Below are 13986 nucleotides of genomic sequence, written 5' to 3' on the forward strand. Positions count from 1 at the left end.
TTCACCTCTGCCCCATTCCCCATTCCCTAAAAGAATGCTGCTTGGTGGCGAATCAAGTTAAAAAATTCTTCGCGGGTTTTATGGTCTTCTTGGAAGACACCAACCATTGCACTAGTGACAGTCCAAGAACCTGGTTTCTGCACGCCCCGCATTACCATGCACATGTGGCTAGCTTCCATGACAACGGCTACACCTTGAGGCTCCAGAATGGTTTGAATTGCTTCGGCAATTTGGCGGGTTAACCTCTCCTGTACTTGCAAGCGACGAGAATACATTTCAACAATGCGGGCCAATTTACTTAGTCCGACAACTTTTTGGTTGGGGATGTAAGCAACGTGCGCTCTACCCATAAATGGCAGCATGTGGTGTTCGCACAGACTAAAGAAATTAATATCTCGAACTAGTACCATCTCGTTATGCCCTTCATCAAAGATGGCATCGTTAACGAGTTCTTCAAGGGATTGGTTATAGCCACTAGTAAGAAACCGCATTGCCTCGGCAACTCGTTTGGGTGTTTTGAGGAGTCCTTCGCGTTCGGGATCTTCGCCAACGCCCAATATTATTGCCCGCACTGCGTCCTTCATTTCCTCTATCTGTTCCTCTTTTGGCGGGAACACATCTGCTGGTCGCCCATTATGAGTATTGCGATCGGGTCTAGGAGTTATGGCTTCTGCTAAATCTGGAATCAGAGGCGATTGAGAGCAATTGGAACCGTTAGAACTAGCAATAGTCATGATTCAGTCTTGGTTATGGTTTAAAAGTTGGTCATTAGCCATTAGTCATTGGTCATTAGACATCTTTGCGAATTAAGCTTAAAGCCTTGATAAATAAGGGTAAAAACATAATTTCCAGATAAGTCTATAACTAAAAAACAAATGACAAATGATAAATGACAAATGACTAATTAAAGTGAGCCAGCGCTGGGCATCAGAGTCAATTCGTCAATAACTGCCTGTTGTGGTAATAGAACTGTGTAAAGAATTGACTGAGCAACAATTTCTGGGGTTAACATTTTGGAACGGTCTAAGTTGACATGGACTGTTTCTGTGTCCCAAAGTTCGGTATTGACTGCGCCGGGACAGATAGCTGTGACACGAATGCCGTGGATGCGTTCTTCTTGTGCCAGGGTTTGAGAGAGGGCAATCAAACCAGCCTTGCTGACGCTATATGCTCCCCAACCGGGAAAGGGTTGCTTGGCGGCTATTGAGGCAACATTGATAATTGTCCCTGTACCGCGATCGCGCATTGAAGGTAAAATCCCCACAATGCACTGAAATACGCTGGTGAGATTCAAGTTAATTACCTGCTGCCAGTCCTCTAGGGGGGTTTCGCTCAAAGTGGCTGTGTAGGCAAGGCCAGCATTGTTTACCAGAATGTCTATATCGCCAAAATCAAGGGCGATCGCTTGGATCTTTTCTTTGACTTCAGAGATCCGCGCTAAATCTACAGCGTAAGCTTTTGCTTCCACCCCAGTATGTTGCACAGCTTCTCTTACCGCCTCCAATTTATCTAAAGAACGGCTGACTAAGGCGACATCTATTCCGGCTTTGGCAAAGGCTAAAGCCGTTGCTTTTCCAATTCCGCTACTGGCCCCAGTAATCAGGGCGCGTCTTTTTTGCTCAAGACTCATGGTGTCTCCCAATTTTTTGGCAGTTCCTAAAGCCTATTACCATCCAATTATTCACACTTCTGGGTTTTGATATATTAAAGGAATCTAAAAATCTGATGATTTCCATTAGGCAAATGCTATTATGCGATATGATCTTGGCTTTTTGCGGGTTTTACCAGTGAAGACAAAAATCACCGCCTGGAAAACCACGCCGCGGACTCAAATTAGATTACTTCATAATACAAAAACTACTCAATCAAATTGAGTAGGTTTGCAAAACATGCAAATGCCTATGGCTAGATTGTTAAAAATCTTTAAGCACATAGGCGATTATAGCATTGCTGCTTGGCTAATCTATCATTATGGAGTTGCTTTAATGGGCAACTTCTGTGAAAACACCAATTTTGCGGAATTTTTCATAACGCATTTGACGGCGTTCTGGAGCGGTTAAACGATTGAGTTCGTCTAAATTTTCTAACAGCACTTGCTTGAGAGTGGTAGCAGCTTTTAAAGGATCCGAATGAGCGCCACCAGTGGGTTCAGGGAGTATTTGGTCGATAATTCCCAACTTTTTCAGGTCGTGGGAAATAATTTTTAGAGCAACGGCGGCTTGGGGAGCTTTACCAGCATCTTTCCACAAAATGGCGGCGCAGGCTTCGGGAGTGGCGACGGTGTAAACGGAGTGTTCAAACATGAGTAGGCGATCGCCTACACCAATACCGAGTGCGCCACCAGAGCCACCTTCACCGATGACTGTGCAGATAATTGGCACATCTAAGCAGAACATTTCTCGCAAGTTGTAAGCGATCGCTTCTCCTTGACCTTGATGTTCTGCTTCTACCCCAGACCAAGCTCCTGGTGTGTCGATAAAAGTTAGTATGGGCATACTAAACTTGTTGGCGTGTTCCATCAACCGCATCGCTTTGCGGTAGCCACCAGGGTAAGGCATTCCAAAGTTACGGGCAATATTATCTTTGGTGTCCCGGCCTTTTTGATGACCTAACATCACCACAGGTTGCCCACTCAGACGGCCGACACCACCAACTAAAGCCGGATCGTCACCACCACAGCGATCGCCATGTAATTCCATCCATTCATCACTAATAGCCTGAATGTAATCGAGAGTACTGGGGCGACGCGGATGACGAGCAACTTGCAATCGCTGGGACGGGGATAGACTCGTGAAAATTTCCTCACGCAGTTGCATGGCCCGTGCTTCTAGTTGACGAATTTGACCAGATACATCGACACCATTTTCTTCTGCAAGTTGCCGAATTTGCTCGATTCGGGTTGCAAGTTCTGCTAGGGGCTTTTCAAAATCTAACAGTAGCGGTTTACGCTCGGTAGTTGCCATAGTTAGGGGGTAGGGAATAGGGAATAGGGGATAGGGAATAAGGAATAGGGGATAGGAAATATTATGTATTGAGGATGAAGTTAAAACTCCTTCTCTGTAACCTGTCACCTATTCCCTGTCACCTGTAACTAAACCAGCAGTGGTCTAAATCCATGTTTTACTGACACCCGGCCAATCTGCTCCATTTTATCTACGGTAATCTGATTCCGTCCCCACGAAAAGTTCGTGTATAACTTCTCAAATTCCAGCAGCATTGATTCGGCAAAACAAGCAAATAATTGGCGGGCTGGCACATCCATATTGACTATTTTCATAATCTTCCAGTCAATATCCAGGGAATGCTCTACAATTCCACCACTTAACACGTGTACACCAGGATATTGAATTTTTGTCGCTAAGTTTTTAGGATAACCACCATCAATCAACAAACAGGGTTGTTTCAAAGTGGTGGGGTCAATTTCCACGCCTCTGGGCATACTAGCAACCCAAACTACAACATCAGCTAGGGGTAGTGCTTCTGTCAAACCCATAATTTTCCCCCGCCCTAGTTCGCCTTGCAACTCTTTGAGACGTTCTTGATCGCGGGCGATTAGCAGAAGTTCTTTGACATCTGTTCTCGCATCTAGCCAGCGTGTAACTGCACTGCCAATATCCCCAGTTGCTCCACAGATAGCAACAGTCGCGTTTGATAGATCAATTCCTAGTTGTTTCGACGCTTCTTCCACCTGCTTACAAATAATGTAAGCAGTATGAGTGTTTCCTGTGGTGAAGCGTTCAAACTCTAGTTTGATATTGCGGACTTGGCTAAACTGCTCTAACTTAAAGTTTTCAAAAATAATCGAAGAAAATCCGCCTAAAGCTGTGATGTTAATGCCGTGCTTCTGTGCATGAGCCATAGCGTTGAGAATTTTTCGCGTTGCGGCTTTGATGCGGCGACTAGCCAGCATTTCCGGCAAAAAGCAAGATTCTACATACCGTCCTTCAATTTGTTGCCCAGTTACACTGGTGACAATAATGCTATCGACAATTTGCGGCGGGGCGCTGCACCAAAAGTCTAGCCCTTGATCGGCATATTCTGGGTATCCCAATTCTTGAGCTACCGCTTGAGCGTGTTCTAAACTAGTCAGATGTCCAATTAGACCAAACATGTAGTGATTATTAGGCTTATGCTGTCTTGAGGGCGGGGAAATTTTGTAGAGTTTAGCAGTTAGGAGTTAGGAGTACGATTCATAATTTCTCACTAATCATTCCTCACTCCTGACTTTTTTAAGCACCGATGAGTCCGTAGGCTGACAGGCGCATAATATCGCGTGTTGTGAAACCAATGTTACTTAGTGCTTCACCGTACTGAATCATAAAGTCTTCTACTAAAGCATCTTTTTCCATTGCCATTGTGTGGGCATCACCCTCTACTTGGTTGAGCATTCTCCAGACGATGGGTAGGTTCTGGCGGTTTGCAAGTTCAAGTTCAGCTTTGGATTCTGTAAAGTGTTCTTTCAACCAAACTTCTCCAAAGTTGAGGTGGCTATATTCTTCTTTGACTACTCCTTCGGTGATTTTACGGGCGAAATCGTCGGCGACGGGGATGTAAATGTTATATGCTGCGATCGCAAAACATTCAATAATTAAAGATTGAATCAACAGACATGTAACCACTTTTCCTTCTGCGGCGGCTGTTTGGAAATTTTGGTGTAGCCCGGAGAAGAACTCCTTAGCAAATTCCAAATCTGGGGTTACTTGCAAATTCCGTCCACAAGCCTCAAATCCTTTCTTATGACGACTTTCCATCTTGGATAGGCGAATCAATTCATCATGAGATTCTGGCAGCAGGTCGGCTAGTGTGATGTAATTTTCATGGGCTTCTTGTTCCCCTTCAATCACGATCGCATTAATCCGGCTATAAGCATCTTTGTATGTTTCGCTTTTGAAATCTAATTCTTTAGATTGGTCTGTTAACTGCTGCATGGTATGTTTACTCCTGTAAACTTGATTATTTGACACCAGGATTGAATTTACCCTATGAACTGAGGGTAACAATCTCTGTGGTTTAATTTAACTTAACAAGTAACTATGCTTATAGATTAACTTTTGCTGGGGGCAATGCTCTAGTACTAGCAAAACAAATGCTTTGCAGATAAATATATGTCCGAACCAAAGTGGAATCTGAAATCTGGCGATTTTTTGAGTCTAGTAATCTTACTGGTAGGGGCATTTATTGTTTTACTACCTCTGTTTGTGGTTTTTCTCACCTCCTTTATACCGACGGGAGCAACCCCAGAAAATGTTTCCCAAAATAACTGGTCTTTAGCTAACTACCACATTGCATGGCAGCAGGGAAAATTTTTGCTGGCGTTTGCTAATTCTACCTTGGTAGCGATCGCTGTGACGGCGTTTCAAATTGTCACTTCTGCTTTAGCTGGTTATGCCTTAGCACGGTTGAAGTTTCGGGGTCGCCAAGTACTGCTATTGGTTGTTTTAGCCACTTTGGTGATTCCCTTTCAGTTATTGGTGATTCCCATCTTTTTGGTTTTGAAGTGGGGACACATGATAAATACATACTGGGCGCTTATTTTACCCACTGCTGTTAATGGGTTTGGAATTTTCTTGCTCCGTCAATATTTCCAGACAATTCCCGTGGAGTTAGAGGAAGCCGCAGCCATAGATGGGGCTAACAGACTGCAAATTTTATGGTGGGTGATGTTACCTTTAGCCCGTCCAGCCTTAGTGACGCTGTTTTTGTTCACCTTCATTGGTGAATGGAATGATTTGTTTAAACCTTTGGTGTTCACAACCCGTCCCGAATTAAGGACGGTGCAACTGGCCTTGGCTGAGTTTCAAGAACAGTTTACAAATAATTGGCCTTTGATGATGGCGGCGGTGACAATAGCAACAGTTCCAGTGATGGTATTATTTCTCATTGGTCAACGCCAGTTTATTCAGGGTATAGCTACTACAGGGATTAAAAATTAGCAAAGTCAGCAATTCTAATTTTAGATTTTAGAGAAGTGCAATGTCAGAAAATTCCGCGCCAACATAGTATTAATTTTTACCAAAAATACAAAATTATCTCTATTGTATTTGGTGCAATGTCCAAGATACTCAGTGAGATTTCCTAGAAATCGGAATCGCTATCTTTACCGTTGTATCTGTATTTGTGGGAAGATTTAATGTAAATAATTAAAGTGATATGTCAGAAATACCCCAAGATGACGGCATTTGGATTGTGACGGATGAAACGCCGCAAATATCCATTCATGACGGTGTTAAAGGCGGGAGTGGTAATACACGCAGTTGGGGAGACGAAATTATTAGGGATAGTACTGGTAGCAAAGGGGTAGGAGATGCTGTTAAGGTTAGCGCTCAAACATTAGAGCAAAATATGACTCACTTTCTCAAAGTTGTGGGAAGTTTGTTTAGTCAAGCTGAACAGCAAGCAAAAGTCAACTCCAAGATGCAGCTAGATGAAATTGAGCTATCGGTAGAAATTAGTGCAGATGGGGAAGTTAAATTAATTGGCAATGGTGCTAAAGCTGGGACTAAAGGAGCGATTAAGCTGAAGTTCAAGCGCCAAGAACAAGTGTGAGATGGCAAAAAATTGGGCGATCGCGATCGGAATTAACCAGTATGATTATCTGCAACCGCTAAACTATGCCAAGCAGGATGCACTGTTAATGCAAGAGTTTCTGGGCAATGAGGCGGGGTTTGAGCGGATATATTTCTTCTCTGATGACTCTCCTGATATTGATGGAAAACCAACTCGCCCAAACCGAGCTAACTTGCTGCGAGTCTTGCGGCAGTTATTTGAAAAACCCTTTATGGGAGGAGGGGATAATTTCTGGTTTTTCTTCAGTGGGCATGGGATGAGACACGCTGGCCGTGATTATCTCATGCCCTGTGATGGCGATCCAGAGGATGTTGAAAGTACGGCAATTGCGATTAACGTTGTGACTGAACGCCTACGTCGCTGCGGTGCTGATAATGTTGTCCTCATTCTGGATGCTTGTCGTAGTCTAGGTACTCGTGCTGGCGAAGGAATTGGGCGACAAACCGCAGAAGAAGCACGTCAACAAGGAGTTATTAGTATTTTTTCTTGTAGCCCACAGGAGTATTCTTATGAAATTGAGGCTTTACAACAAGGTGCTTTTACTACTGCATTACTAGAAGGGTTAGGAATTCGAGGTAAATGCGCTACTGTTGAACGATTGGATCAATATCTCAAGTTTCGTGTGCCTGAACTGGTTCGCCAGCATAAGAATACAAACCAAACACCTTATGTTATTGCTGAACCTGTGGATAAATCCCACCTAATACTTGTGCCACGATATGCAACTCAAACAGATATCGCCACGTTGAAAAATGATGCTTATCAAGCAGAAGCCGACAGGAATTTAGATTTAGCAGAGCAATTATGGATTCGGGTATTAGCTGCGGCTTCAGGGCAAGATACAGTTGCTATCAAAGCAATTCAAAGAATTGAAAGGTTGCGGTGGGAATCTCAAGAACCATCTTCACCACAACCTCGTTCTAGTGTTGAAAATTCCACTAAGGGAATATCTACAGTTGAAAAAAATCCCTTACAAACCTTTCAATTTGAAGTGGTTACGGTAAATGCACAAGGAAATATCACCAACCGCCGTAATGAGAAAGCGAAATATTTTGAAGAAGATTTACGAAATGGTGTCACCTTGGAAATGGTGCAGATACCAGGGGGAACCTTTATGATGGGTTCACCAGAAGGGGAAGCAGAGAGAAATAAAAATGAAAATCCACAGCATCAGGTAACAGTTCCTGGGTTCTTCATGGGGAAATATCCAGTTACCCAAGCACAGTATCAAGCCATTATGGGGACAAATCCTGCCAACTTCAAAGGTGAGAAACGACCTGTAGAACAGGTGACTTGGGATGAAGCTGTAGAGTTTTGTAAAAAGCTGAGTCAGACAACAAGATGCACCTACAGGCTACCGAGTGAAGCCGAATGGGAATATGCTTGCCGTGCGGGAACAACTACACCTTTTTCTTTTGGTGAAACGATAACCACAGATTTAGTTAATTACGACGGTAACTATCCCTACGCTTCTGCACCAAAAGGTAAATATCGTAAAGAAACAACAAATGTAGAAATATTTTTACCAAACTCTTTCGGTTTATACGATATGCATGGTAATGTATTAGAATGGTGTCAAGATGTATATAATGACAATTACCAGGGTGCGCCAAAAGATGGTAGTGCGTGGCTGACTGGTAAAGATAATAACATGAAGCTGCTGCGTGGCGGTAGTTGGATCTTCAACGCGTGGAATTGCCGTTCTGCCTTTCGCTGCTGGCTCGCGCGCGCGTTTCGTTACGACCTTGTGGGTTTTCGCGTGGTGGCGGTGTCTGTGGCGTGAGGATTCCCTTGCCCTTTGCACTCTTCCCCTTTTGCCCTCTGCACTTCTTATTCTTTACCCTTCTTCACTCTCCGCCGTAGGCGGTTAAAATTTTTTCAAGAAAGTTGATGTCTTGATATCAAAAATATTATACACTACATTTAATCAGATTTCTCAATTAATTTGAGAGTTTGAGGATGGGGCAGTAATTCGTAGGTTGGGTTGAGGAACGAAACCCAACATTACCCATCACAATAATCAACGCTGATGTTGGGTTTCACTTCGTTCAACCCAACCTACAATTTCAGCTAGAATTTCGGCGCTACTCTTTACCTATATTTAGTAATTCGTAGGTTGGGTTGAGGAACGAAACCCAACATTACCCATCACAATATCAAACGCTGATGTTGGGTTTCACTTCGTTCAACCCAACCTACAATTTCAGCTAGAATTTCGGCGCTACTCTTTACCTATATTAGAGTCAAATACAATTTCTTGCCCAGCACCCCACGTAATATCATACGTGCCCTGACGAACAGAACGATGAAAACTGGAATATTCCCAATCTTTTGGAGCTTTCACTAAACCATGTTTGACAGGATTGTAGTGAATATATTCAAGGTGATTTTTAAAATCTACCTCGTCTCTAATCAAGTGTTCCCAAAAACGACGCTGCCAAATACCTCGCTCTTTTTTATTTTGCCTAGAGGTAGATAAGTTTTCCTGTGATAGAGTAATGCACTGGCGACTAAAATAGCTTTTGATCAAACGCCAACGAGTAGGAAAATTGCGATCGCCCTGTGGTAATGTCCAAATACAGTGCAGATGATCTGGTAATAAAACAAAGGCATCAATTATAAATGGGTGTTGTTGGATTACATACCGAAAAATATTTCTCAATAAAGATACGTTAGTCGGTAAGCATAATAGTCTTTGTCTTTTATGCGTTACAAGTGTAAAAAAGTAAGTGCCACCTTCTATTGTGGCTCGGCGATATTGCATTGAGTTAATTTTATGATGGTTATATTTTGGGCTTTATACCAAAGTATTGGTTATAAAATATACCGTCAGCTTATTGTTTTTGAGATGTGAGTTAAGAAATGAGTGAAGGACAATCTAATAACCTAAAGTAGATGTTGGGTTTCGTTCCTCAACCCAACCTACGATTATGTTTGATTTAGAGTTTGACGATACCCTTAGTCTATTTGCGGTCTCTGGAGACGCTTCAAAAGTTAAGCGGTAAAATATAGGATGGTGGTGCGTTATCACAAAGGTCAACGCACCCTTATTTAAAGAAGCGGCGAGTCCAAACAATTACTTCACAGATGTCACTGTTTGGTTTACTACTGGACGTGCTTTTTTACGGTCTGACCTGCGCGTTCCACCAGCCATCTCATACTCATCACTATTTTTGCCATAGCGAGATGCAACATTCAATAGCATCTGCTCAGAATAAGTATTCAACTCACGTTCTGCTTCTATTAATGCATTGTGTGTCTTATCTACTATTGTTTGTGCTTGATTATAAGCGGCTAGCTTCTCTCGTAACTCAATTACTTTCGTGTTGTAAGTAGCAATTGAAAACCCATTACTAAAGTCTAACTGAGGGTTAATTGTCTGCATTCCTTCAATCCGTCGTTCAGCTTTGGTTAGTGACATGGAGTTTCGTTTCCGTTGCGTCATATAGTTCTCCTGTTTGAATTAATTTATAAATAACCCTGATACACTGAGTTATTTATATATCATCAAAGTACGCAATAAGCAGATGCACCAGCCACAGTGAAGTTACAGAATTATAAAAGCATAGGATGGCATTAACCAATTAGATAGATGCGGGTATATTTGCTGAAATTCGTTGAGAAAAGCAGGTTTTGAAGTTGCAAAAGCTAGTTTTGAAGTCGCAAAAGCTAGTTTTGAAGTCGCAAAAGCTAGTTTTGAAGTCGCAAAAGTTAGTTTTGAAGTCGCAAAAGCTGGTTTTGAAGTCGCAAAAGCTGGTTTTGAAGTCGCAAAAGCTAGTTTTGAAGTCGCAAAAGCTGGTTTTGAAGTCGCAAAAGCTTTATCTCATGTAGAGACGCGATAAATCGCGTCTAAAAAATTGACGAGTTAGAGAGACGCGATAAATCGCCGTCTCTACAAAGAATGTACTTGTCAATTATTCTTTGACAGACTACTAACTAATCGTAACAACAGCTACCATCGCATCGGCTAGAAGGGGATGAGACGAAGCACACTAAAAAATTTATTTTTATAAATGAAAATTTTATTTTATTTATGTGTTAGGTAGCTTTCAGGATGTTATCTGTATAATCTATCATTCAGTTTAAATTATCGAATGTATAATCTATCATTCAGTCTGATTGATTATTGACCTCTGTTACTCATTGATAGGTTGAAACTTGAGGATTAGGGCATCTCTTTTTAAGACACAACATACCACTCACCTAGTAGTTATTTATTAACGTAATTTGAGAAGTTATGTCGGCATACTCTATCCTAGACATTGCTTGAACTTTTGCTACATAAATCATGAGCCATTATATGAATAGCTAGCACGTTTACGGCACTTTCCGATGTCTCAGGATTTATTAAACTCCTTTCAAGAAGCCTACAGCAATCTCGAACTATTTCCGTTGATGGAACGGAACGAAATGGAAAGATTTAGAGTCGAATATGGTGATGATTTAATTGCAGACCTTAATCAATTAGTGGAAGATAGTCCTAATGGAGATGGCAAAATTGTCTTTACAGGACATCGAGGATGTGGTAAGTCTACTTTGTTAGCTGAGTTTAGCCGACAAATCCAAGATAAATATTTTGTAGTTCTCTTTTCTATTGCTGACAAAATTGAAATGTCGGCTGTTAATCATATTAATATATTGTTTGCGATCGCAGTTAATTTAATGACAGAGGCAGAAGCCCGCCGAGTTGATATTCCACAATCTACTAAAGAAGCTCTTTATAAGTGGTTTGCTACCCGCACTCGCACTGAAGAATCAAATTTGCAAGCAGAAACTAGTATAGGTTTTGACCTCCTAAAATTGATTAGCTCTAAATTAAAAGCTGATGCTAGCGTTCGGGATGAAATTAAGCAAGAATTTGAACGCAAGTTATCAGATTTAGTTGCCAGAATTAATGAAATCGCTGCTCTAATTCAAGCTGCAACTAAACAAAACGTTTTAGTAATTATTGATGATTTAGATAAACTTGACTTAGGAAGAGTTAATGAAATTTATCGAGATAATATTAAAGCTCTCTGTCAACCTAACTTTCAAATTATTTACACCATCCCCATCGCAGTCCTTCGGGAAACATTTATCAGTACAATAATTACCACTGAAACCAACGATCAAGTTGTAGCAATGCCTGTTTTAAAAATATTTAATAAAGGTAAAAATCGCTTTCCTAATGCTCAACCTCGCCCGGAAGCAACAAAGATTCTTGGTGAAGTTTTACAAAAACGGATTCCCAGTGAATTAATCGCGGCTGAAACTGCTGAAAAAATGGTGATTTATAGTGGTGGCGTGTTGCGAGAGTTAATTCGGATTGCTAAGGAATGTTGCCGGATATGTTTGCGAACGATCCGACGAAATCCTTCAGCCGAAGTTATCATTGATGATAAAATTCTTCTGCAAGCAATTAACAAAATTCGCAATGATTTTTCTATCCGTTTAGGAAAGGTTGACATAGATATTTTGCAGAGTGTTTATGAACAATTTATGCCCAATGACCCTAAACAAGCAGAGTTTTTAGATTTGCTACATGGGCTATACGTTTTAGAATATCGCACTGATGAAACTTGGTATGATGTTCATCCAATTATTATCGAAAGCTTGAGAAGACAGGGAGCTATTAATGTTCAATGAAGAATCATTAGATAATCAGGGAGAAAATCAAGATGCGTATGATGATTTAATTGTTTCTATTGAAGCTCAAAAACGGGGATTGAATCTACTAATTGCAGTTTCCGATGATGCTAGCTTTCGTGATGAAATTATAGCCCAATATGAAGCTGAACTACAACCTGCATTCCGTCCATATCGAGTGACTTTAGCCCGTCAGGAACCGAGCCTGAAAGCTGCTCTTAACCAACTGCTACAACAAGAAGAATATCTTCGTCAGCAAAACCCGGCAGTGATTACTGTGACAGGTGCTGAACAACTTTATTTTCTCAGATTGGGAAAAGAGCAATCGGAGCAGGAGAAATTTTTTGGTTACTTGCAATGGACAAGAGAAGGATTGCGTGAGTTTCCTTTTGCAATAGTCCTTTGGGTAACTAATCAAATTTTAGTGAACCTGCTTAAAAAAGCGCCTGATTTTTGGAGTTGGCGTAATGGTGTATTTCGGTTTGAATCTCAAAAGACAAATGCTATTCCTGGTAAAGAATTAGAATCTATACGTTTTGTTTTTCGAGATACAGAATTAGCCAGTACAGATACTAATGAAAATAACCCCTTTTTCTTGCCTATTCAAGATTTACAAAGACTGATTGAGAAAATAGAACAAGAACGGGGGACTAAAGACCCTATGTTGGCTACTTTATACTCAAGATTGGGTGATATTTACCACAGTAGATTAGATCGGGGTGAATCTCAAAATTATCAAGAAGAACAGAAATTAGCAATTAAGTATTGGTGTCAGGCGAGTGAACTACAAAATGAATTAGGTTTGCAAATAGACTTAGCTAATAGCCTCAACAATTTAGCTGGAATATATCGTGCAACAGGACACTACAGCGAAGCTGAACCCTTATATAAACAAGCTTTAGAACTTAGAAAACGGCTGCTAGGAGACAACCATCCTTCTTTTGCCACTAGCCTGAATAATTTGGCGGGACTCTACAAATCTACTGGCCAATATAGTAAAGCTGAACTGTTATATCAACAAGCTTTAGAACTGAGAAAACGTCTGTGGGGAGAAAACCATGCCGATGTCGCCGTCAGTCTGAACAATTTGGCATTACTATATGATGAACAAGGGCGTTATGACGAAGCAGAACCTCTGTATCTGCAATCATTAGAAGTCGAAAAACGTTTGGTTGGCGAAAATCATCTCTCTTTCGCTCTTATACTAAATAATTTAGCGCTACTTTATTATCATCAAGGACGTTACAGTGAAGCTGAACCGTTGTCGCAACAAGCAATAGAGTTAGATAAGCGATTTTTGGGAGAAGAAAATCCTGATGTTGCAACAGATTTGCACAATTTGGCATTGATATACCGCGCTCAAGGACGCTACGATCAAGCAGAATCTTTATTTTTGGAATCATTAGAACTCAAGCAGCGTCTATTACAAAAGGCGCATCCACTTTTAGCAGATACTATCTACGCTCTTGGTTATATGTATAGGGAGCAGGGGCGCTATGGTGAGGCAGAATCTTTATGTATAAAAGCCTTAGAACTTGATAAGCACCTATTGGGAGAAAATCATCCCAATGTTGCCGAAAGTCTCAATAATTTGGCAGAAATTTATCGTGAAACCGGACGTTATGGTGAAGCCGAGCCGCTTTATTTGCAAGCTTTAAGTATTTGTGAGGGAGTGTGGGGTGTAAATCATATTCGTAGTGTCACTATTCGTCAAAATCTAGAAAAACTTGCCGCAGCAATAGAGAATAATGGAGAGTGCGATCGCAGGTTAAGCTAACTATAACCTAGAGATAG

Annotated in this window: 13 protein-coding genes; 6 read left to right on the forward strand and 7 right to left on the reverse strand. The window is 41.3% G+C overall.

Annotation, left to right across the window (positions count from 1 at the left end):
• Positions 1-26: 26 nt before the first annotated feature.
• From folE to V7K55_RS19770, 5 genes are all read right to left on the reverse strand, one after another.
• Positions 27-734: a GTP cyclohydrolase I FolE gene (gene folE, locus V7K55_RS19750; RefSeq protein ID WP_334834297.1), complete on the reverse strand. Its 708-nt coding sequence runs from the start codon at positions 732-734 to the stop codon at positions 27-29.
• A 170-nt stretch (positions 735-904) separates the two neighbouring features.
• Entirely contained in the window at positions 905-1630 is a 726-nt protein-coding gene (locus V7K55_RS19755; RefSeq protein WP_334834299.1) for an SDR family oxidoreductase, read from the reverse strand.
• A gap of 352 nt (positions 1631-1982) precedes the next feature.
• Complete coding sequence (locus tag V7K55_RS19760) at positions 1983-2963, reverse strand: acetyl-CoA carboxylase carboxyltransferase subunit alpha (protein WP_334834300.1); 981 nt, start codon at positions 2961-2963, stop codon at positions 1983-1985.
• Positions 2964-3091: 128 nt separating this feature from the next.
• Positions 3092-4111, reverse strand: coding sequence for a long-chain acyl-[acyl-carrier-protein] reductase (locus V7K55_RS19765; RefSeq protein ID WP_334834302.1), 1020 nt, complete (start codon positions 4109-4111; stop codon positions 3092-3094).
• Positions 4112-4229: 118 nt separating this feature from the next.
• On the reverse strand, positions 4230-4928 hold the full coding sequence (locus tag V7K55_RS19770; protein WP_334834303.1) for an aldehyde oxygenase (deformylating): 699 nt from the start codon (positions 4926-4928) through the stop codon (positions 4230-4232).
• A gap of 177 nt (positions 4929-5105) precedes the next feature.
• Here V7K55_RS19770 and V7K55_RS19775 point away from each other — a divergent pair, with 177 nt between their 5' ends.
• The 3 genes from V7K55_RS19775 to V7K55_RS19785 all read left to right on the forward strand — a co-directional run bounded on the left by V7K55_RS19775 (position 5106) and on the right by V7K55_RS19785 (position 8350).
• Positions 5106-5933 (forward strand): carbohydrate ABC transporter permease, encoded by an 828-nt coding sequence (locus tag V7K55_RS19775; protein WP_334834304.1) that lies wholly within the window; start codon positions 5106-5108, stop codon positions 5931-5933.
• Between the two features lie 217 nt (positions 5934-6150).
• On the forward strand, positions 6151-6546 hold the full coding sequence (locus V7K55_RS19780; RefSeq protein WP_334834305.1) for a Pepco domain-containing protein: 396 nt from the start codon (positions 6151-6153) through the stop codon (positions 6544-6546).
• Between the two features lies 1 nt (position 6547).
• Positions 6548-8350, forward strand: coding sequence for an SUMF1/EgtB/PvdO family nonheme iron enzyme (locus V7K55_RS19785; RefSeq protein WP_334834306.1), 1803 nt, complete (start codon positions 6548-6550; stop codon positions 8348-8350).
• 438 nt (positions 8351-8788) lie between these two features.
• Here V7K55_RS19785 and V7K55_RS19790 read toward each other — a convergent pair whose 3' ends face one another.
• Complete coding sequence (locus V7K55_RS19790; protein WP_334834307.1) at positions 8789-9331, reverse strand: REP-associated tyrosine transposase; 543 nt, start codon at positions 9329-9331, stop codon at positions 8789-8791.
• Between the two features lie 312 nt (positions 9332-9643).
• Entirely contained in the window at positions 9644-10012 is a 369-nt protein-coding gene (locus V7K55_RS19795) for a hypothetical protein (protein WP_292699465.1), read from the reverse strand.
• Between the two features lie 172 nt (positions 10013-10184).
• Here V7K55_RS19795 and V7K55_RS19800 point away from each other — a divergent pair, with 172 nt between their 5' ends.
• The 3 genes from V7K55_RS19800 to V7K55_RS19810 all read left to right on the forward strand — a co-directional run bounded on the left by V7K55_RS19800 (position 10185) and on the right by V7K55_RS19810 (position 13969).
• On the forward strand, positions 10185-10409 hold the full coding sequence (locus V7K55_RS19800) for a hypothetical protein (protein ID WP_334834308.1): 225 nt from the start codon (positions 10185-10187) through the stop codon (positions 10407-10409).
• Between the two features lie 490 nt (positions 10410-10899).
• Positions 10900-12192 (forward strand): ATP-binding protein, encoded by a 1293-nt coding sequence (locus tag V7K55_RS19805; RefSeq protein ID WP_334834309.1) that lies wholly within the window; start codon positions 10900-10902, stop codon positions 12190-12192.
• Positions 12182-13969, forward strand: a complete 1788-nt coding sequence (locus V7K55_RS19810; RefSeq protein WP_334834311.1) for a tetratricopeptide repeat protein — start codon at positions 12182-12184, stop codon at positions 13967-13969. The genes V7K55_RS19805 and V7K55_RS19810 overlap by 11 nt, the downstream gene beginning before the upstream one ends.
• Positions 13970-13986: the final 17 nt, after the last annotated feature.

The sequence above is a fragment of the Nostoc sp. genome, assembly GCF_036919895.1.
Lineage (GTDB): Bacteria > Cyanobacteriota > Cyanobacteriia > Cyanobacteriales > Nostocaceae > Nostoc.

Bases quoted from the DNA above. Each gene is read 5' to 3' on its own strand.
- folE (WP_334834297.1), bottom strand. From the start codon at position 734: ATGACTATTGCTAGTTCTAACGGTTCCAATTGCTCTCAATCGCCTCTG.
- V7K55_RS19755 (WP_334834299.1), bottom strand. From the start codon at position 1,630: ATGAGTCTTGAGCAAAAAAGACGCGCCCTGATTACTGGGGCCAGTAGC.
- V7K55_RS19760 (WP_334834300.1), bottom strand. From the start codon at position 2,963: ATGGCAACTACCGAGCGTAAACCGCTACTGTTAGATTTTGAAAAGCCC.
- V7K55_RS19765 (WP_334834302.1), bottom strand. From the start codon at position 4,111: ATGTTTGGTCTAATTGGACATCTGACTAGTTTAGAACACGCTCAAGCG.
- V7K55_RS19770 (WP_334834303.1), bottom strand. From the start codon at position 4,928: ATGCAGCAGTTAACAGACCAATCTAAAGAATTAGATTTCAAAAGCGAA.
- V7K55_RS19775 (WP_334834304.1), top strand. From the start codon at position 5,106: ATGTCCGAACCAAAGTGGAATCTGAAATCTGGCGATTTTTTGAGTCTA.
- V7K55_RS19780 (WP_334834305.1), top strand. From the start codon at position 6,151: ATGTCAGAAATACCCCAAGATGACGGCATTTGGATTGTGACGGATGAA.
- V7K55_RS19785 (WP_334834306.1), top strand. From the start codon at position 6,548: ATGGCAAAAAATTGGGCGATCGCGATCGGAATTAACCAGTATGATTAT.
- V7K55_RS19790 (WP_334834307.1), bottom strand. From the start codon at position 9,331: ATGCAATATCGCCGAGCCACAATAGAAGGTGGCACTTACTTTTTTACA.
- V7K55_RS19795 (WP_292699465.1), bottom strand. From the start codon at position 10,012: ATGACGCAACGGAAACGAAACTCCATGTCACTAACCAAAGCTGAACGA.
- V7K55_RS19805 (WP_334834309.1), top strand. From the start codon at position 10,900: ATGTCTCAGGATTTATTAAACTCCTTTCAAGAAGCCTACAGCAATCTC.
- V7K55_RS19810 (WP_334834311.1), top strand. From the start codon at position 12,182: ATGTTCAATGAAGAATCATTAGATAATCAGGGAGAAAATCAAGATGCG.